Source organism: Bartonella fuyuanensis (assembly GCF_014197255.1).
Taxonomy (GTDB): Bacteria; Pseudomonadota; Alphaproteobacteria; order Rhizobiales; family Rhizobiaceae; genus Bartonella; species Bartonella fuyuanensis.
Map to the genome: position 1 here is coordinate 26,986 of NZ_JACIFE010000002.1, position 18,734 is coordinate 45,719.

17 protein-coding genes are annotated in these 18,734 nt (G+C 37.3%); 14 read left to right on the forward strand and 3 right to left on the reverse strand.

Annotated features, from left to right (window positions below; genetic code table 11):
• Nucleotides 1–95: 95 nt before the first annotated feature.
• Nucleotides 96–2,270, reverse strand: coding sequence for a TonB-dependent hemoglobin/transferrin/lactoferrin family receptor (locus GGR08_RS01550; RefSeq protein ID WP_183193664.1), 2,175 nt, complete (start codon nucleotides 2,268–2,270; stop codon nucleotides 96–98).
• 249 nt (nucleotides 2,271–2,519) lie between these two features.
• On the opposite strand from GGR08_RS01550, the gene GGR08_RS01555 reads away from it, so the two are divergent.
• A complete protein-coding gene (locus tag GGR08_RS01555; RefSeq protein WP_183193665.1) occupies nucleotides 2,520–3,323 on the forward strand; it encodes an energy transducer TonB family protein in 804 nt (267 codons plus the stop codon).
• Nucleotides 3,324–4,007: 684 nt separating this feature from the next.
• Here GGR08_RS01555 and GGR08_RS01560 read toward each other — a convergent pair.
• Nucleotides 4,008–6,095 (reverse strand): lytic transglycosylase domain-containing protein, encoded by a 2,088-nt coding sequence (locus GGR08_RS01560; RefSeq protein WP_183193666.1) that lies wholly within the window; start codon nucleotides 6,093–6,095, stop codon nucleotides 4,008–4,010.
• Nucleotides 6,096–6,352: 257 nt separating this feature from the next.
• Here GGR08_RS01560 and dapA point away from each other — a divergent pair, with 257 nt between their 5' ends.
• On the forward strand, nucleotides 6,353–7,237 hold the full coding sequence (dapA, locus tag GGR08_RS01565) for a 4-hydroxy-tetrahydrodipicolinate synthase (protein WP_183193667.1): 885 nt from the start codon (nucleotides 6,353–6,355) through the stop codon (nucleotides 7,235–7,237).
• Between the two features lie 18 nt (nucleotides 7,238–7,255).
• The gene (gene smpB / locus GGR08_RS01570) at nucleotides 7,256–7,732 is read left to right on the forward strand and encodes an SsrA-binding protein SmpB (RefSeq protein ID WP_183193668.1); all 477 of its coding nucleotides are present in this window, start codon (nucleotides 7,256–7,258) and stop codon (nucleotides 7,730–7,732) included.
• Between the two features lie 48 nt (nucleotides 7,733–7,780).
• Here the strand turns inward: smpB and GGR08_RS01575 are convergent, their stop codons facing one another.
• Complete coding sequence (locus GGR08_RS01575; RefSeq protein ID WP_183193777.1) at nucleotides 7,781–8,449, reverse strand: uracil-DNA glycosylase; 669 nt, start codon at nucleotides 8,447–8,449, stop codon at nucleotides 7,781–7,783.
• Nucleotides 8,450–9,017: 568 nt separating this feature from the next.
• Between GGR08_RS01575 and rpoZ the strand changes: the two genes are divergently transcribed.
• From rpoZ to panB, 11 genes are all read left to right on the forward strand, one after another.
• The gene (rpoZ, locus tag GGR08_RS01580) at nucleotides 9,018–9,416 is read left to right on the forward strand and encodes a DNA-directed RNA polymerase subunit omega (protein WP_183193669.1); all 399 of its coding nucleotides are present in this window, start codon (nucleotides 9,018–9,020) and stop codon (nucleotides 9,414–9,416) included.
• Nucleotides 9,417–9,548: 132 nt separating this feature from the next.
• Nucleotides 9,549–11,774, forward strand: a complete 2,226-nt coding sequence (locus tag GGR08_RS01585) for a RelA/SpoT family protein (protein ID WP_183193670.1) — start codon at nucleotides 9,549–9,551, stop codon at nucleotides 11,772–11,774.
• Nucleotides 11,775–11,791: 17 nt separating this feature from the next.
• On the forward strand, nucleotides 11,792–12,370 hold the full coding sequence (pyrE, locus tag GGR08_RS01590) for an orotate phosphoribosyltransferase (protein ID WP_183193671.1): 579 nt from the start codon (nucleotides 11,792–11,794) through the stop codon (nucleotides 12,368–12,370).
• A 94-nt stretch (nucleotides 12,371–12,464) separates the two neighbouring features.
• A complete protein-coding gene (locus GGR08_RS01595; protein ID WP_183193672.1) occupies nucleotides 12,465–13,037 on the forward strand; it encodes a DUF2062 domain-containing protein in 573 nt (190 codons plus the stop codon).
• 37 nt (nucleotides 13,038–13,074) lie between these two features.
• Entirely contained in the window at nucleotides 13,075–13,485 is a 411-nt protein-coding gene (acpS, locus tag GGR08_RS01600; RefSeq protein WP_183193673.1) for a holo-ACP synthase, read from the forward strand.
• 71 nt (nucleotides 13,486–13,556) lie between these two features.
• Nucleotides 13,557–14,369 (forward strand): signal peptidase I, encoded by an 813-nt coding sequence (gene lepB / locus GGR08_RS01605; protein WP_183193674.1) that lies wholly within the window; start codon nucleotides 13,557–13,559, stop codon nucleotides 14,367–14,369.
• Nucleotides 14,350–15,057 (forward strand): ribonuclease III, encoded by a 708-nt coding sequence (gene rnc, locus GGR08_RS01610; protein WP_183193675.1) that lies wholly within the window; start codon nucleotides 14,350–14,352, stop codon nucleotides 15,055–15,057. Before lepB ends, rnc begins: the two co-directional genes overlap by 20 nt.
• Nucleotides 15,050–15,955 carry a GTPase Era gene (era, locus tag GGR08_RS01615; protein ID WP_183193676.1) on the forward strand — a complete coding sequence of 302 codons (906 nt, stop codon included), beginning with the start codon at nucleotides 15,050–15,052 and terminating at the stop codon, nucleotides 15,953–15,955. Before rnc ends, era begins: the two co-directional genes overlap by 8 nt.
• 25 nt (nucleotides 15,956–15,980) lie before the next feature.
• Nucleotides 15,981–16,712, forward strand: a complete 732-nt coding sequence (gene recO / locus GGR08_RS01620; RefSeq protein WP_183193677.1) for a DNA repair protein RecO — start codon at nucleotides 15,981–15,983, stop codon at nucleotides 16,710–16,712.
• A gap of 44 nt (nucleotides 16,713–16,756) precedes the next feature.
• Nucleotides 16,757–17,617, forward strand: a complete 861-nt coding sequence (panC, locus tag GGR08_RS01625) for a pantoate--beta-alanine ligase (protein ID WP_183193678.1) — start codon at nucleotides 16,757–16,759, stop codon at nucleotides 17,615–17,617.
• On the forward strand, nucleotides 17,614–18,429 hold the full coding sequence (gene panB / locus GGR08_RS01630; RefSeq protein ID WP_183193679.1) for a 3-methyl-2-oxobutanoate hydroxymethyltransferase: 816 nt from the start codon (nucleotides 17,614–17,616) through the stop codon (nucleotides 18,427–18,429). The genes panC and panB overlap by 4 nt, the downstream gene beginning before the upstream one ends.
• Nucleotides 18,430–18,734: the final 305 nt, after the last annotated feature.

An 18,734-nucleotide genomic window follows, 5' to 3' on the forward strand; every position in this document is an offset into this window, starting at 1 on the left:
CTCTATAAAATTTTTGTAATTTTAAAGATGCTGAAAATAGAAATACAAACGATTTATCCTTTATTAATATAATTTTTAATAGTTAAAAGAAATGATTAAAATTTTTGCACGAATGACATCTTAAAGTTACGACCAGGCTGACTATAATAATCCTTCGGTGTTGTACTATTCCCTGAGGGCAGATCCGATGCATTCCAATATTTTGTATTGAAAATATTATAAATACCAGCTCTTAGAATAGGTCCCGTTTCACCGAATGGTTTCCACCACCCTATCATATCAACGATATGGTAGCCTGGAATTTTTTGGTAGTCAGATCCTTCAGCTACGTTGTCACGTTTTGCTGCCAAAGTAAAAATAATATCACTTCCCCATACCTCTTTTGCATACCCTAATCCGATAACTGTTTTCAAAGGGGGGATAGAGTTAAGGTATTCATTTTTGTCAAGATCTTTGCCTTTTGAATAGGCAAGAGCAACATTGCTATGAAAACCATTTTTAAGATCTAAATGCGCTTTTGTTTCAAAACCAAAAATTCTCACTTGCGAACGATTCATATAATGTCGACGCGCAAATTTGAATTCTTCTGACGGACCTCTATCTTCAGTATCTATGAAATCTTTATATTGGTTGATAAAGGCATTGAAGAAACCACTGAAATTTTCATTTCCATAGCGTAGACCAACATCATACCCATTGCTTGTTTCTGGCTGAAGATCGGGATTGCCCTTCACGTAATACGCAGAAGGTTTGATATAAGAAACGTAAAGCTCTGAAATACGTGGTGCACGAAAAGCTTGTGCCCACTGAGCATAGAATGTTACTTGATCACGAATATCCCACTCCATACGCAATTTAGGAGAAAAGCGTGACCCATTTCTTTTCGGAGGAAACTTATCAGAAATTAGCGCTTTTTCATAGGAGGATGTTTTTTGAGGAACATATTTATACCAATCATACCGGACACCTGGCGTTATACGAAAACGATCATCAGCCAAACTAATTTCATCTTCAAAAACAAAACCCAAATTGTAACCATTTGTATCTGGTGAATCTGACCGATTAGCAGGAACAAAAAGACATCCTCGAGCGTATTCTTTTACATGACAATTATCTTTTCCTAACAAATAGTGATGAAATTTAGATGATGAAGCATTCGTCACAAATTTTAATGTATGGCTTACACTGCCAAAATTCACTTTTTTAAGAGAATCAGCATTGAAACCATAATTGGTATTATACAAGAAATTATCTCTCAAATAATCCCCTTTGGGTGCTGCAATACGAACACCAGTCATAACGTAATGATTTGATTGCCTTTGCCAATAAAATAATCCACGAAATGCATCAAGAACTGTGTCGCCATTACCATTATAATTATAAGAAAGAGAAAAGCGCTCACGAAGTTTCTTATCCCGTTCATAAACAGAACCTGGAGCATATCTTTTAGATGAATTTAATGAATGCGTGTTACTATTATGGCTAAAACGCTCTGCAGTAAAACCAAGTCGATGATTATCACTCAAATATTGATGAATTTTAAAAAGCAAATTATTTTTATCAAAATGAGAAGGGTTTTTACGCGTACGCTCTCCATATCCTTCGATTGTTCCCATGTTTTTGCGCTCATGGCCTTCTATATGAGATCCTTGAAAAAGCAAAAATGTTTGGTAATTTCGTACAGCAAAAGCTTGATTAATGCGCCAACTATTATCAACAGAATGATAACCACCTTTTATAAGGCTTCCCCAATTCTTTCCTTTGGCGATAAGGTCTTCAGGATTGAGGGTGCGCAACGCAATTATCCCCCCTAGTGCACCAGAACCATAAAGACTAGAATCTGATCCTTGAATAGTGTCGAACGTAGAAAGTGCATTGAAATCAAAAGTTGTATTTCCACCACCCCCACGCAATATATCATCAAACCATGGAAGAGAAATACCATCCATTGTTGTAAGAACACGATTCGCATCTAAGCCACGAATAACGAAACTATTATTTTCTGAGTTATAGGATACCGAAGGGTTAAGGCGACTAACGTCATAAACATCACTTATTTGTTTTTCATCAATATTCTTGTTGGTTTTACGATCAGTCAGAATAGTTATTGAATTAGTTTTCTCTATTTTTTTTCCTTTAATAAGGATTGGTTTAAGTTCAGTTACAACATCCTTCTCACTGTTTTGTGCAACAGCAAATGAAGGTATACAGACCGACAACGCACCTAAAATCATACAGCTTTTATGGATATTTTTTCGTCTTATTCGCATAACAAATTATAACCTTTTTTAACATCCCCTCTCTAAGCTTGAAGTTTTACATCTAAAAATACTTGATTTAACATTATCATAAAGTAGTCAACCAAGCGGAAATGATTTAAAAACTAAAATCACAGAGAAACCATATTAAACATGATAAAATCAGTCAAGAAAAAAGTTGCAATTTTAGAATTGCCTGTTCTAATAAGATAGAATACCAAAATATTGCACATTGCACTTAGAATATTGGCGGAAGAAACTATGGGCTTTGCAAATACCAGGCGGTTATTAATTCTTTGGATTGGTGCATTTATTGGTGCTCTTTTTTTGCATATAGCATTGGGAATACAGTTTTATTTTCAAAATTCCGGTGTAAGTAATGGTGGGCTCTCTTCGACGGTTATGCTCCCTCTTGCCCAAGAGGCTCTATATTTAGATGTTGGTATGGATTCGTCGAATCAGGATTGTGATCCAGATTTAGCAAATGTCAGCACAGAAGCAGAACTTTTGCAGCCAGATTTTGCAGAGCAAGAGCCGGAGATATTGGAAACAGTGGATGAAGTTCAACCAGAAGAGCACCAGCATACTGAAGAGTCTTTTCATACTGTAGAAAAAGATGATTTTACAGAAGAAACTTTAGAAGAAGCTCTTCCTCAAAAATTGGAAGATAAGTTTTTTGAAAAAAAAATAATACCGATACCAAAGGCAATTGTAAAACTGCCATCTGTAAAGGTTGTACGTTCATCTGCTGCCAAACAGGGTCTTAGGACAGCAGCACTTGAAGATATGTTGTTAATGGAGTGGTTAGCAAAGGTACAGTCGCAATTAGAAAGACAAAAAAACTATGTTGTAGGACAGCGTACCAGTTGGACTAAAGGAACGGTGAAGTTAGAATTTAGGGTGCATAAGCAAGGGAGTATTTTTTCTAGTCGTGTTGTTGCCTCTGCCGGAGATCCAGAACTTGATCGATTAGCTATGGTGGCACTTCAACGCATTGGTTCTTTTCCACCGCCACCACCATCAAAAGTAAATAAAATTATCAGAGTATCTTTAATATTTAGCTGATTTTTATGGGGCAGATATTCGGATGATATATTGATTTATAATGATTATTTATTATTTTATACTTTAAAGAAGAGTTTAGTTGTAGTTTATTCTAACTCTTTTTGACATTGAAGTAATCAAAATTTTTCGCTTGTTTTATGACAGAATTAGGGGGGGGAATGGATAAAAAACTTAATAAACAGTGAATACAATTCTTCCAAATACTCTAAATGAAAGGGTTGGTGCAAGATTAAAAGTGAGGAGATGATAGGGCTAGGGCTTTTATTAAGTGGAGTTAATGTGACGCAGATTTTTGGACTATTTGTGTCAGATTTTTTTAATTACTTTTCAAATATATCATTGTGAAATAGATTTATAAATATTAAAATAAAACAATAATATAAATAAGAAATACATCCCATTTTAGCTATTTGGGAGTTTCAGTCTTATATGATAGAAAAAATTCTTTCAAAATACGCTGTTGACAAGTTTTGAATATTGACTGATGAACGACAGTAAAAGTATTGAGCTATTCGTTTTATTCTTCTTATATTTATAACCTCTATGCTATTGTCGGTTATTGAATCAATTAAAATTGCTTGCATCTTACCAGTGGAAATGCTTAGGGATTCTATTTAGAAAGGAATACAAAATACTGTTCGATAATGTTTTCAAATGCTATTGGGAAGTTAAGGCATATTATTTTCATCGACCAGAAAGCAGATCGGTTTTTATATCTATTTTTCCAGTGAGCCTTGCTTTGTAGACACCATAATTTTCCATGACACGTATCACATAATTACGTGTTTCTGTATAAGGGATGCGCTCAATCCAATCAATGACTTTATCGAGAGGTAGCTTTCGAGGGTCGCCATAACGTTTTATCCATTCATTGACACGACGGGGACCCGCATTGTAGCCAATAAGCGTTAGTATATAGGATCCATTAAAACGTTCCAATTGTTCATTAAGGAAATGGGCGCCTAATGTCACATTATAATTCGCATCATTGGAGAATTTTTTAGGAGACCATGCGATTGAGTGTTTTTCTGCCAGTGCTTTTGCTGTTGTAGGAAGTAATTGGAGTATACCCTGTGCGCCTGCTTTTGATATGGCTTTTAGATTAAATTCACTTTCTTGGTGTGCAATGGCATAGAGAAGCGATTTTTCTTCTGCAGATATATTGGCAGAAGCTGGTATAGCTCCCAGAGGATGAGAAAGTGCTCCGACATTTTTCCCCTGAATAACAGCCATTTTTCCAATTTTGAGGCTGGTATAATAATCACCATTTTTTTCTGCCATAGCAGCAAGAAGAGCTAATTCACCGGGGCTTTCTATTTTTTTTCCTAGTTCTCTATAAAAAACTTTAGCAAGATTTTCATAGCCGGCAGCTTCAAGACGTTGAATTGCTTTGATAGCTTTTCGTGCACTAAAATGTTGTCGCTCAATATTTGTTGGGTTTGGAAAGAAAATTTTAAGCTTTTTTTGGTTGAGCCGTGCAGCGGCTAATTGTCCATAATAAGTTGCACCAAAATGAGCTGCGCGATGAAAGTAATATTGGGCATTTTTATATTCTCCTAGCGTTTCTGCTGTTCGTCCCATCCAGTAATATCCACGTGATGCAAAAAAAGGTAAAGAAGATAGTTGAGGAATGCGTGAAAAATGGTGCATTGCTAATTTAGGGTTATGAAGAAATCGTAATGCATACCATCCTGCATGAAATTCAGCATCGATTGCCAATATAGATGGCAGACCAGTGTGCATTGCAACAAGTTGATAAGCAATTGTTGGTTTATTTAAATCGAGCATTTCACGAGAAAGAGCGCGTTGTTCTTTCCACAATGAATGAGGGTTCATAAAACGGAATGCATCTTTTGATGTTTTTATCATGAGTGCTGCGGCTGCATCATATTGTTTTGTTCGACGAAGATGGCGCATTCGAGAAAACTGAAAGAGAGGATCTTTTTGCCATAACCTTTCTATAGCTTGCAATTTTTGTGTGGCACTGGGATCCTTTTGTTCAACGGCCAGAAAAGCATCAAAAAGAGATTGAGCATGAGCTAGTTTTGCAACGCGCGCTGCTGAATCGAAACGATGTATGTATAGCATACATTGCATGCGTTTTAAATGATCAATAGGTTTTAATGCATCACTTGCATTTTGAAGAACGAACATTTCTTCTTTTGCATTCAGTTGTGTTTTATGCCACCATGGTGCAATAATATGTTGGGCACGGGTGGTTTGTCCCGTTACGATAAGTGCTTTAGCGAAGAGAGCCATGCCTTGTGCTGTCCGTGGTGGGTTATGAGAAAATTTTTGGAGGATTGCATGTGGGACATTGGTTTCGTTAAGAAAAGCACGTTCAGCATTGTCTTGCATCGTTTCTTGACCGGGCCATCCTTTTAGCGTGTTGATTGCATTAAATATTTCAGAACTTGATAAATTAGCTTGGTTTGATATCCCCAGCGCCCATGTCAAAATATGACGATCAAGGCTATGGGTTTCCATTGAGTTACGAAGGCTTATTGTTTTTGCAATATTTTTGTTTGCTAGTGCATCTAGCCCAGCTTTCAATTTTTGGAGTGTAACAATATTGTGTGATGTTGGGTGTATCTGTTGAAGAGGTTTTTGAGCTTCTTTTTTTATGGAAAAGGGAGTAGGGCGTGCCAAAGGGATTGGCGTTTTCCCGTGCAAGAGGGGTGTTTGTGCATATGCACTTGAAAATAAAATTCTTATTGCCAGTATAAGTGCTGTAAAGGTTGATACAAAAATAGAGGCGGGAGATACACGCATAGAGAAAAGACCTTAAGACCTTGCTTTTTGTGAAAACTTTAAGAATTTATAGAACAGAAACATGAAAAACGCGTTAAGATAGACTGTTTGTTTTAAGGAAATGTGCAAAATTTAAGGAGGGACATGCTTATATTGTGGAAGCTTTTGTGAAATTCATCTTGCTTGAATGATAGAGCAAGATTATGCTCTATTTAAGATTTAAAAATTATAAAGGCGGTTATTAGAAAATAAAAGCGAATATTGTTAGGGAGTTTATCATGCTCAAGGGAGCTGTAACTGCTCTTATTACACCATTTGATAATAAGGGTGCAATTGATGAGAAGGCATTTTGTAATTTTATTGAATGGCAGATCATGCAAGGGATTAACGGTGTAAGCCCTGTTGGGACAACAGGTGAATCAGCAACTTTAAGTCATGAAGAACATAAGCGAATTATAGAATTGTGTGTTGAGCAGGTTGCAAAGCGTGTTCCTGTTGTTGCGGGCGCGGGATCAAATAGCACAAGTGAGGCTGTAGAGCTTGCACAATATGCAGAAAAGGCCGGGGCAGATGCAGTTTTGGTTGTCACTCCCTATTATAATAAGCCAAATCAGTCTGGTTTATACAAACATTTTTCTTCCATTGCCAAAGCTATTTCCATTCCGATTATAATTTATAATATCCCTGGTCGTTCTGTTATCGATATGGCAGTGGAAACTATGAGAGACCTTTATCAAGATTTTAAAAATATCGTTGGTGTTAAGGATGCGACGAGTAGAATTGAGCGCGTTAGTGAACAACGTGAAAAGTGTGGCAAGGATTTTGTACAGCTTTCCGGTGATGATTGTACTGCGTTAGGTTTTAATGCACATGGAGGTGTCGGGTGTATTTCGGTTTCCTCCAATGTTGCTCCCAAGCTTTGTGCTGAGCTTCAAGCTGCTTGTTTTCGTGGAGATTATAAAACAGCACAAGAATTAAATGATCGCCTAATGCCTCTCAATCGTGCTGTGTTTATTGAACCTAGCCCAGCAGGTATTAAATATGCTGCTGCAAAGTTAGGATTTTGTGGTGATACTGTGCGTTCTCCGATGGTTCCATTAGCAGAGACTACAAAGAAGGTTATTGATGCAGCTCTCCATTATGCTGGACTTTTAAACGCATAAAATGATTTTGACAAAGCTATGAATAAAAAAAAGAATGCTCCCATACGGAAAATAATTGTTGACAATCGTAAAGCGCGTTTTAATTTTGAAATTCTCGATAGTCTTGAGGCGGGTCTTGTTCTTCAGGGCGCGGAAGTAAAGTCTTTGCGTTCCAATCAGGCTAATATTGCTGAAAGTTATGCTAGTTTTGAAAATGGGGAATTGTGGTTAGTAAATAGCTATATTCCTGAATATACGCAGGCTAATCGTTTTAATCATAAACCGCGACGTTTGCGTAAGTTGTTAATTTCAAAACGTGAAATGGCCCGTTTTTTTAATGCGACGTTTCGTGAGGGGATGACACTTGTTCCTCTCAAGCTTTATTTTAATGAACGAGGACGCGTTAAGTTGGAGATTGCTCTAGCGCGTGGGAAAAAGCTTCATGATAAACGCGAAACGGAAAAAAAACGTGATTGGGGACGTGAAAAAGCAAGGCTTTTAAAAAGATATGGATGATGAGATACGGTTTGGATATCCGTTATTTATAGCTCTTCTAAAATGGTTTTAGCATTGATCTAAGTATGTTTTTGCTGCTTGAAAAATTTGGTGAAACATAGCGTCTGTTAAGCGACCAGTATTCGTATTATAACGAGAACAGTGATAGCTTGAAAAGATGCGTAATCTGCCGATGTTATTGACTTCTCCATGTCCAAAAGGGTGAGCTAAAACTTTTGCATTAAGGGCGCGTATCGTTGAATGGTGGGCAATGGTCCCCAAGGTAATCACAGCTTTAAGTTTGGGAAGATTTGTTAAAAGAGGCGAAAAGAAATAGCGGCACGTATTAATTTCTGTACCGGTCGGTTTATTTTCTGGTGGAACACAACGAACAGAGTTAACGATTGCTGCATCAATCAGTTCAAGATTATCATCTGCTCTTTCTTCAAAGGTTCCTTGAGCAAAACCAAATTTTTTTAAAGTAGAATAAAGTAAGTGTCCAGCATAATCACCAGTAAATGGACGTCCAGTTCGATTTGCTCCGCGTAGTCCAGGAGCAAGACCAACAATAAGAAGGCGTGTTGTGTTTGCCCCTTTATAGGGAAAGAATGGGCGTACCGGGGCGTTATACCAATTTGGTTCTTTCATACGCCAGCCGGCGATAAATTGATGAAGCCTAGGGCATAAATTGCAATTTTGAGGCGGTTCTGGGTAAAGCGATGTTAGTTGGCTATTCATGGTGTTAGGAGTCAATCGTTTTTTCTATTCGTTTGAGTCTTTTATGGAGTATATGATGGGTCATATTTTTATAAACAAGCTATAATAAATACAAATAAACTGTTTTTATAATAAAGTGTAATGTAAACTTATTGCTAACAATTATATAAGGAGAGGCGATCTTTCAGTAATTTATTCGATGGTTAAGAGTGCAATACATTTGTTGCTCAAAGAAAAATTCTGTCTTTAATAAAGATATCATCATAAAAATTGTGCAAGACTATTGTTATTGCAAAGGATTTTAAAGAGCTGCTGTTCCTTTGTAAAAGGAAAAAGATTCCAGAGAGATATTTTATTGAGCAATACCTTATTTGTTTGGCTCCAATCTATTGGAGTGCTTTTAAGATCAGGTTTGATAACCAGCATGAATGCGGTGTACATTTTTTATCAAGTTTCCAAGAGTTTTCTGAAACTTAAGTGCTTTAGGCAAAAAACATTAAAGCTTGTATTGTTTTTCTTGTGTTTTATTTTGATTATTGTATATAATCCTCTTATCCGCTATTGAATTTTATTTGGGAAAGAAGCATAAATGGCCCGCGTAACGGTAGAAGATTGTATTGATAAAGTTGATAACCGCTTTGAATTAGTGCTTTTAGCAGGTCATCGGGCGCGTCAGATTTCACAAGGGGCGCAAATTACGGTTGATCGTGATAATGATAAAAATCCAGTTGTTGCTTTGCGTGAAATAGCGGAAGAAACACTGTCTCCTGCTGATTTAAAGGAAGATCTTATTCATTCGTTGCAAAAGCATGTGGAAATAGATGAGCCAGAAATGGTAAATGAGTTTATTACCCATTTAGATGAATCTGAAAGCGTTCTTAGTACATCATCGCAAGAAGAAAGAACTTCATTTGATCATATGTCAGAAGAAGAGCTTTTAGCAGGTATTGAAGGTTTAATTGTTCCAGAAAAAAGTGATGATTATTAATTGCGGTGATTTATATTATAGGAGTGAATGTGCCTTGTCGTATAAGGAGCAGTTATTTTTCTCGTTTTTTATTAATAAAGTGTTCCTGTTCAATAAGGATTAGAGGTGTGAAAAAATAAAGGATATGCTCGAATGATGCGTCAGTATGAGCTTGTTGGGCGTGTTAAACGTTACAAGTCTGACGTAGATGAGGCTCTTTTAAACAAGGCATATGATTATGCAATGAGAAAGCATGCACATCAAAAGCGTGCTTCAGGTGATCTTTATTTTTCTCATCCTTTAGAGGTTGCTGCTATTTTGACAGATATGCGGTTGGATGAGGCAACGATTGCTGTTGCTCTTTTGCACGATACAATTGAGGATACAAGCGCTACACGAGCAGAAATTGATCAGCTTTTTGGATCTGAAATTGGGAAGTTGGTTGAAGGACTCACAAAACTTAATAAGCTTGATCTTGTATCAAAGAAAGCCGTACAGGCGGAAAATCTTCGTAAACTTCTTATTGCTATTTCTGATGATGTTCGTGTTCTTTTAGTTAAACTTGCTGACCGTCTTCATAATATGCGTACTCTTGGTGTTATGCATGATGATAAACGTCGACGTATTGCTGAGGAGACAATGGATATTTATGCTCCACTTGCTGGTCGCATGGGTATGCAGGATATGCGCGAGGAATTAGAGGATCTCTCTTTCTTTTATTTAAATCCAGAAGGTTATCGCACGATTACCAATCGACTTTCTGAGTTATTGAAACACAATCGTGATTTGCTTTTTACAATTGAAAATGAATTGACGAAACTTTTTTTTGAGCATGGCATTAAAGCAGATGTTAAAAGCCGTCAGAAAAAATCCTATTCGGTCTTTCGCAAAATGGAAAGTAAAGCGTTATCTTTTGAACAGTTATCGGATATTTTTGGATTTCGTGTGATTGTTGAAACAGTAAATGATTGTTATCGTGCTCTTGGTGTCATTCATACAACATGGCCGATGGTTCCTGGTCGTTTTAAAGATTATATTTCGATACCAAAGCAAAATGATTATCGTTCTATTCATACAACAATTGTAGGTCCTTCGAGACAACGCGTCGAATTACAAATTAGAACAGCGGCCATGGATGATATTGCTGAATATGGGGTTGCTGCTCATTCCATATATAAAGAGCACGGTTCCAATTATTCGGCTTCGAAGTTATCAAGCGAAACAAATGCTTATGCATGGTTGCGTCAAACGATACAATCTTTATCTGATGGAGATAATCCAGAAGAGTTTTTAGAACATACAAAACTTGAGCTTTTTCAAGACCAAGTTTTTTGTTTTACGCCGAAAGGTCGATTAATTGCTTTTCCTAAAGGAGCTACGCCTATTGATTTTGCTTATGCTGTCCATACAGACATCGGTGATTCTTGTGTGGGTGTGAAAATTAATGGTCGTATTATGCCTTTAATGACCAAATTAAAAAATGGTGATGAGGTTGATATTATTCGTTCACACGCTCAAATTCCGCCAGCTGCGTGGGAATTTCTTGTTGTGACAGGTAAAGCACGTTCAGCTATTCGACGAGCAAGTCGTGCAGCGGTACGTAAGCAATATTCGGGTTTAGGGTATCGGATTCTTGAGCGTTCATTTGAATATATGGGAAAACAATTTTCAAAAGATGTTCTGAAGAAAGTTTTATCACGTTTGGCACGTAAAGATGTGGAGGATGTATTGGCCGCTGTTGGGCGGGGTGAGCTGTTTTCCGCTGATGTGATTAAAGCGGTTTATCCTGATTATCAAGATCAACGTGTGGTACAAAAGTCGTCTTTTAAGCCTGGAGAAGAAGGTTGGTTTAATATTGAAAATGCTCAAGGTATGATTTTTAAAGTTCCAGAAAATGAAAAGGATGCAACGGTTGAGAATCATCAATCTAAAGCATTACCTATTCGAGGAACCCGTGGAGATATACCTGTGCGTTTTTCACCTGAAGGAGCTGTGCCTGGAGATCGGATTGTTGGGATTCTGCAGCCAGGGGCTGGGATTGTGATTTATCCAATACAGTCTTCAGCTTTGATGGCGTATGATGATCAGCCAGAACGATGGATTGATGTTCGATGGGATATTGATGCTCAAATGAATGAACGTTTTCCTGCACGGATGAATATTTTGGTTGTAAATAGCCCTGGTTCTTTGGCTGAAATTACGCAAATAATTTCTGCTAACGATGCCAATATCCAAAATTTGTCTTTTATCCGTATAGCATCAGATTTTACAGAAATTATGATGGATTTAGAAGTTTGGGATTTAAAACATTTAAATCGTATTTTTTCTCAATTAAAAGAGGCAGGTTCAGTGAGTACAGTACGGCGGGTTCATGGATAAAAAGGAAAGATTTTACAATGAATACACAAGATGTTATTGATATTTTTAAACAAGCAGATGCTATTCTAGAAGGGCATTTCATTTTAACATCAGGGCGTCATAGTGCGACTTATATGCAAAAGGCAAAAGTATTCATGCATGCTGGCTTGACGGAAAAGTTATGTCGTGAATTAGCGGAAAAAATCAAAAAATCTATCGATGGAAAGATTGATTATGTTGTTGGTCCCGCGATTGGCGGTCTTATTCCTTCATATGAGACTTCACGTCATCTTGGTGTTCCTTCTCTTTGGGTAGAACGTGTCAATGGAGTCTTTGAATTACGTCGTTTTGAAATTAAGAAGGGTGCACGGATTGTTATTGTTGAAGATATTGTGACAACGGGCCTTTCCATTCGTGAGACCGTTGAGGCGCTTGTGGCAGCAGGAGCAGAGGTATTGGCAAGTGCATGTATTCTTGATCGTTCTGGTGGTAAGGTCAATATTGGAGTTCCATTGATTGCGCTTGCTGAATATGAGATAGCTTCTTATGCTAGTGATGAACTTCCGGCAGCCCTTTCTGTTCTTCCAGTGATTAAACCAGGCAGTCGAAATATTTAATTGTCTTTCTATTTTTTTTTGTGCAAAAACTTAAAAAGATTAATTTGGATGATAAAGATTATTTCATCATCAAAAGGTGTGTATTGAGAGTCATATGCTTTTTCGTCGTCGAGAACCAATAGATTTTGTAACGCGTATTCGACTTTGGTTATGGCCGCGTCGTTCATTTTTTCGTTCATTTTGTTATATACATAAACGTATTTTGCGTATATCAGCGACGCCCCATGAAGTTGCATTAGGGGTTGCTATTGGCATTTTTTTAGCTTGTTCTCCTTTTTTTGGGCTGCATATTTTTTTGGCAATATTTTTTTCTTGGATTTTGCGCGCAAACTTTGCTGCCGCAATCATTGGGACGGTTTTTTCTAATCCACTTACATTTTTATTGATTGTCATGGCTGATTATAAAGTAGGCTATTTTTGTTTATCGTTTTTTAGCGATGTAAATGAGATTTCTATTTCTCAAATTCGTGCTCTGTTTAATGGTTTTACATTTTCAAATTTCTCTCTTCTTTTTAAAGGCGCATGGGATACAATTATGAGGCCTATGATTTTAGGTGGAACTCTTTTGGGTGTTGTTTTTGGTGGTTTATCTTATATAGGTGTTTATAGAGCGACGATTCGTTTTAAACAAAAACGATATCAAAAGGTTATAAAAAAAGGCGTTTGAAGAATTGTTCCTCGTAAGAAAGATTGGGTAATATCTTATGATTGTTGGTCTTGGAAATGATTTGGTTGATATACGACGTATTGAGAGAATGTTGGTTCGTTATGGTGAGCGTTTTATCCAACGTATTTTTACGGATGTTGAAAGAAATAGATCCGGAAATCTCAAAAAAAGTTCTTCTTCTTATGCAAAAAGATTTGCTGCTAAAGAAGCATGTGCAAAAGCCTTAGGAACTGGGATCGCTTATGGTATCAATTGGAAAGACATGGGGGTAGTTAATTTGCCGTCTGGTAAACCAATAATGCAATTAACAAATCGTGCGCAAGTGCAACTTCAAAAGTTATTACCTCCTCATTATGAGGCAGTTATTCATCTCAGCATAACGGATGATTTTCCTTGGGCGCAGGCATTTATTATTATCGAAGCATTTCCACGTGGAGAGATAGCGTGAGAGATTGTACTTTTGTTATTTGAATATTATGATGAAAAAAAGTTAGATCTGTGATGAGAAGGTAATTGGCGATGATCCTAGAAGATAAAGTGCATAAAAAAGAAAAAAAAGGTGGAATTATTGAATTGATTCGTGTTTTAATACAGGCTTTTCTTTTGGCAACGTTTATTCGGGCATTTTTTTTTCAGCCTTTTAGTATTCCTTCCGGTTCAATGCGTCCTACTTTATTAGTAGGGGATTATCTGTTTGTTTCTAAGTATGCATATGGGTATTCTCGTTTTTCTATCCCCTTTTCTCCTCCCATTTTTTATGGACGTATTTGGGCATCTCAACCTCAACGTGGAGATGTAGTCGTTTTTCGTTTACCGAGTGATCCGAAGATTGATTATATAAAGCGCGTTGTTGGGCTGCCAGGTGATCGTATCCAAGTTCGTCAAAGTGTTGTTTATATTAATGATAAGGCTGTTTCGCGTCACTTTATGGGGGAGATTGATAATTTGGATATAACAGAAGTTAACTACCCTGTTAAAGTTTATCGGGAGACAATGCCCAATGGTGTTAGCTATGATACGCTTGATTTAGCTTTTAACCCACAAATTGATGATACAAAAGTCTTTGAAGTTCCTCAAGGACATTATTTTGTGATGGGAGATAACCGCGATAATTCAGATGATAGTCGTTTAGCGGTAGGCTATGTTCCAGAAGAAAATCTTATTGGTCGCGCAGGTTTGATTTTCTTTTCTATCAGTAATGGTTCAAGTGGTTGGCAGATTTGGCGCTGGCCATTTGATGTACGGTGGAAGCGTTTGTTTTCTTTCATAAATACGGTTCATGATTTGCCGCTTAGCAAGCAAGGAAACAACGATGAAACGTCTAATGATTGATCAGCTTTTCAAGCTGACAGGGCATCGTTTTAAAGATGAAGAGAGACTAAAAAAGGCATTAACACACGCGAGTGTACAAGATTCGGAACAGGGGAATTATGAACGCCTAGAGTTTTTAGGTGATCGAGTTTTAGGACTTTTGATTGCAGAGATGCTGTATCAGCTTTTTCCTCAAGCAAGTGAAGGTGAATTATCAGTTCGTTTGAATCATCTGGTTAATGCGCAGACATGTGCTGATATCGCACGCGAAATGAGCTTGCCGGATATGATTCATGTTGGTTTTGAGATGAAAAATCTCGAGGGGCGTCGACTCGTTAATATGCATGCAGATGTCGTGGAAGCTCTGATTGCTGTGATATATCTCGATGGAGGATTGGAAGGCGTTCGCCCTTTTATTCAAAGATATTGGCAAAGTCGGGCAAAGGAAATGGATGCGGGTCGACGTGATGCCAAGACAGAATTACAAGAATGGGCGCATATCCAAGGAAATGTACAACCACGTTATCAGGTTATAAAGCGTTCAGGTCCAGATCACGATCCTATTTTTATAGTAGAGGTAAGTATTGAGGGGTTTGCTTCAGAGATTGGGCAGGGAAGTTCTAAAAGATATGCTGAAAGAATGGCAGCTGAAAAAATTTTAAGACGAGAGGGTGTATGGGAAACAGCAGGAAAAAATAATTATGAGTGATATTATGAAAACACGTTCTGGATTTGTTGTGCTTATTGGGATGCCTAATGCTGGTAAATCGACATTGGTTAATCAATTGGTTGGAACAAAGATTTCAATTGTAACGCATAAAGTACAAACAACACGCACTTTGATCCGCGGTATTGTCATTCATGATAATGTGCAAATTGTGTTGGTCGATACACCAGGTGTTTTTCGTCCCCATAAGCGGTTGGAACATGCCATGGTATCTGCTGCTTGGGGAGGTGCTAAGAGTGCTGATGTTCTGCTTGTTTTAATTGATGCTCAAAGTGGTCTTTCGGATGAAGTTTATATGATCTTAGATATTGCAAACAATATGAAACAGAAAAAAATTCTTGTTCTTAATAAGATTGATACAGTTGTTAAATCATCTCTTTTAATGTTAACCACTAAAATAAATGAACGTGTGAAGTTTGCGCAAACATTTATGATTTCTGCTCTGAACGGTTCTGGTTGCAAGGATTTACTTCATGCACTCAGTATGATGATGCAGGAAGGGCCGTGGTATTATCCGGAAGATCAGGTTTCAGATATGCCCATACGTCATCTTGCCGCTGAAATTACGCGTGAAAAGCTTTTTTTTCGTCTTCATGATGAACTGCCTTATTCCTCTACTGTTGAAACAGAAGGCTGGGAAGAGCGTTCAGATGGTTCCGTTAAAATTAATCAAGTTATTTATATCGAGCGTGAGAGTCAGAAGAAAATTATTTTAGGAGCAAAAGGCGATACAATTAAGGCAATTGGTCAAGCAGCACGCAAGGAACTCATGGAAGTTATGAAGAAAAAGGTTCATCTTTTTCTCTTTGTGAAAGTGCGCAATAATTGGGATACCGATCCAGAACGTTATCGCGAAATGGGATTGGATTTTTTAAAATAGGATTTTTAAAATTAATTAAAATCAAATGAAATGGAAAGAACAAGGTGTTATTCTTGGTACACGCCAATATGGTGAGACAAGTGTTATTCTTGAAATTATGACACGTGAACGTGGGCGTTATATGGGAGTGGTAAAAGGGGGGCGTTCGCGTCGGATGGTTGCTCTTCTTCAACCTGGCAATTTTGTTGAGGCTGAATGGTCGGCACGTTTAGAAGAACATTTGGGAATTTTTCGGCTTGAACCTCTTGACTTACATGCAGCACGATTAATCTGGTTACCAGAAGCACTTTATGCTTTGCAATTGTTAACTTTTCATTTACGACTTCTTCCTGAGCGTGATCCTCACCCTATTTTATATGATATTTTACACCTTTTTATGCAGAACTTTGATGAACCATTTGTAAATGCGGAGTTACTGGTACGTTTTGAAATGAGGCTTCTTGAAGAACTTGGTTTTGGTCTTGATTTATCTTGTTGTACTGTAACAGGTCGTCAAGAAAAGCTTCATTACGTATCGCCAAGGTCTGGACGGGCTGTTTGTGAAGAAGCTGGAGAACCTTGGAAAAAAAAACTTCTCATTCTACCACAGTTTCTTGTGCAAAGAGTGACTCGTCCTACTGATTTTAGTGACATAATAAATGGTTTTATATTAACTGGCTTTTTTCTTATGCGTTATGTTTGGGAGCCACGAGACATAAAGCAGCCGTCAGTGCGCATAAATTTAATACACTTGTTTAAGCACCGATTTGGTATGTAGGCATTAATTTATTGACCTAATAATTAAGTGAATAGAATGGGAAAATGAAAATTTTAAAGACAATTGCTGAAGTTAGACGATATACTTCAGAGGAGCGGCGTTTAGGTTTTTCGATAGGGCTTGTTCCAACAATGGGGGCATTACATGATGGTCATCTTGCATTAGTACAGTGTGCAAGGGCAATGTGTGATCGAGTTTTGGTGTCTATTTTTGTCAATCCAAAACAATTTGAGCCTCATGAAGATTTTGCTCAATATCCAAGAGATTTGAGGAATGATTGTGTTTTATTGAAAAAAGTGGATGTGGAATGTGTTTTTGCTCCTTCTGTAGAAGAAATGTGGCCTTTAGGAAATGATACAATTGTGGAGGTGGAAAAATTATCACGTATTTTAATAGGAAAGTTACGTCCGAGCCATTTTTGCGGTGTAACGAGTGTTGTTGCTAAGCTTTTTAATATTGTTCAGCCTGATAAGGCTTTTTTTGGGGAAAAGGACTTTCAACAAATTTTAATTATTCGGCGTATGGTTGCAGATTTAGCGTTTCCTGTTGAGATTATTGGAGTCCCTATTTTACGTGAAGCAGATGGTGTAGCATACTCTTCCCGCAATCAGTTTTTAACATTAGAAGATCGTAAAGCTGCCAAAATTATTCCTGAAAGTGGAAGAGCTGCTGAAAAGCTTTACCATGAAGGTGAACGGTCGGTTGATAAGTTGTGCAAAGCTGTTCATGATATTTTACAACAAGAAACGCGTGCAATCATTGAAGCAGTGGATTTACGAGATATGGAAAGTTTATGCATGGTTAAAGGAACATTGGATAAACCTGCAGTTTTACTCCTTACTGTCCGTTTTGGTAAGGTAAGACTTATTGATCAATATATATTGCAAGAGAAGGGCAGAAAATGAGTGTACAAAGAATCATCAAGCGTATAACATCTTCCGAAATACGTTCAAGAAAGGGACAACAGCCAATTGTTTCTTTAACAGCTTATCAAGCTTATACTGCGCGGATTGCTGATCCATATTGTGATATCCTTTTGGTTGGTGATAGTGTTGGTATGGTTGTGTATGGGTTTGAAACAACACTTCCTGTTAATTTAGATATGATGATTTTACATGGGAAAGCCGTGGTGCGTGGGTCTCGAAAAGCTCTTGTTGTTATTGATATGCCTTTTGGGTCTTATGAGGAAAGTCCAGAGCAAGCTTTTTTAAATGCAGCGCGTATCCTTGCACAAACAGGGTGTGGTGCAGTTAAGCTTGAAGGTGGTGTTTATATGGCGAAAACAATAGATTTTTTATGTAAACGCGGCATTCCAGTGATGGGACATATTGGTCTCACACCCCAGGCGATGAATTGTTTGGGTGGTTTTAAAATACAAGGACGCAAGGAGAGTGATTGGCAAAAAATTGAAGAAGATGGAGCAGCGATTGAAGAGGCAGGTGCTTTTGCTGTTGTTTTAGAAGGGATTGTCGAACCTTTAGCAGTGAAACTTACGAAAAAGCTTTCTATTCCTACGATTGGTATAGGTGCGTCCAATCAATGTGATGGACAAGTATTGGTTATGGAAGATATGTTAGGTTATGGTGCTCATGTGCCAAAATTTGTTCGCCGCTATGGAGACCTTGAACAAGTCATGGAAACTGCAATCAGAAATTATGCAGAGGATGTTATATCTCGTGCTTTTCCAGCGGATGCTGAAGTTTATAAATTAAAATAAACTTTCGGTTAAGATGAAAAGTTTGAAAAGGAAATATTTGTTATTTCGATATTAGGTGTACATTATTTCATATATTTTTTATGTAATTTGGATGATGTTTTTTCTATTGCTTTTATAAATTATTAGCGAATAAGTAAGAGTTTTTTGAGGTTTTTATTGAGAGTAAGTGTTAGAGAATTTTTGGTTTCAATGATATTTTTTAAGCTACAAATTATTAAGAGTAATAATTGTAGAAATGCAAATTTTATAAAATGCTGATAAAAAAGGCGTTTGCTTATTTTTGTATAAATACGCATGAGCTATGA

Coding starts and splice junctions, on each gene's coding strand:
- panB (WP_183193679.1), top strand. CDS start 17,614: ATGAGTGTACAAAGAATCATCAAGCGTATAACATCTTCCGAAATACGT.
- GGR08_RS01575 (WP_183193777.1), bottom strand. CDS start 8,449: ATGAATAGCCAACTAACATCGCTTTACCCAGAACCGCCTCAAAATTGC.
- dapA (WP_183193667.1), top strand. CDS start 6,353: ATGCTCAAGGGAGCTGTAACTGCTCTTATTACACCATTTGATAATAAG.
- recO (WP_183193677.1), top strand. CDS start 15,981: ATGAAATGGAAAGAACAAGGTGTTATTCTTGGTACACGCCAATATGGT.
- GGR08_RS01560 (WP_183193666.1), bottom strand. CDS start 6,095: ATGCGTGTATCTCCCGCCTCTATTTTTGTATCAACCTTTACAGCACTT.
- GGR08_RS01595 (WP_183193672.1), top strand. CDS start 12,465: ATGCTTTTTCGTCGTCGAGAACCAATAGATTTTGTAACGCGTATTCGA.
- rnc (WP_183193675.1), top strand. CDS start 14,350: ATGAAACGTCTAATGATTGATCAGCTTTTCAAGCTGACAGGGCATCGT.
- pyrE (WP_183193671.1), top strand. CDS start 11,792: ATGAATACACAAGATGTTATTGATATTTTTAAACAAGCAGATGCTATT.
- smpB (WP_183193668.1), top strand. CDS start 7,256: ATGAATAAAAAAAAGAATGCTCCCATACGGAAAATAATTGTTGACAAT.
- GGR08_RS01555 (WP_183193665.1), top strand. CDS start 2,520: ATGGGCTTTGCAAATACCAGGCGGTTATTAATTCTTTGGATTGGTGCA.
- panC (WP_183193678.1), top strand. CDS start 16,757: ATGAAAATTTTAAAGACAATTGCTGAAGTTAGACGATATACTTCAGAG.
- era (WP_183193676.1), top strand. CDS start 15,050: ATGAGTGATATTATGAAAACACGTTCTGGATTTGTTGTGCTTATTGGG.
- GGR08_RS01550 (WP_183193664.1), bottom strand. CDS start 2,270: ATGCGAATAAGACGAAAAAATATCCATAAAAGCTGTATGATTTTAGGT.
- GGR08_RS01585 (WP_183193670.1), top strand. CDS start 9,549: ATGATGCGTCAGTATGAGCTTGTTGGGCGTGTTAAACGTTACAAGTCT.
- rpoZ (WP_183193669.1), top strand. CDS start 9,018: ATGGCCCGCGTAACGGTAGAAGATTGTATTGATAAAGTTGATAACCGC.
- lepB (WP_183193674.1), top strand. CDS start 13,557: ATGATCCTAGAAGATAAAGTGCATAAAAAAGAAAAAAAAGGTGGAATT.
- acpS (WP_183193673.1), top strand. CDS start 13,075: ATGATTGTTGGTCTTGGAAATGATTTGGTTGATATACGACGTATTGAG.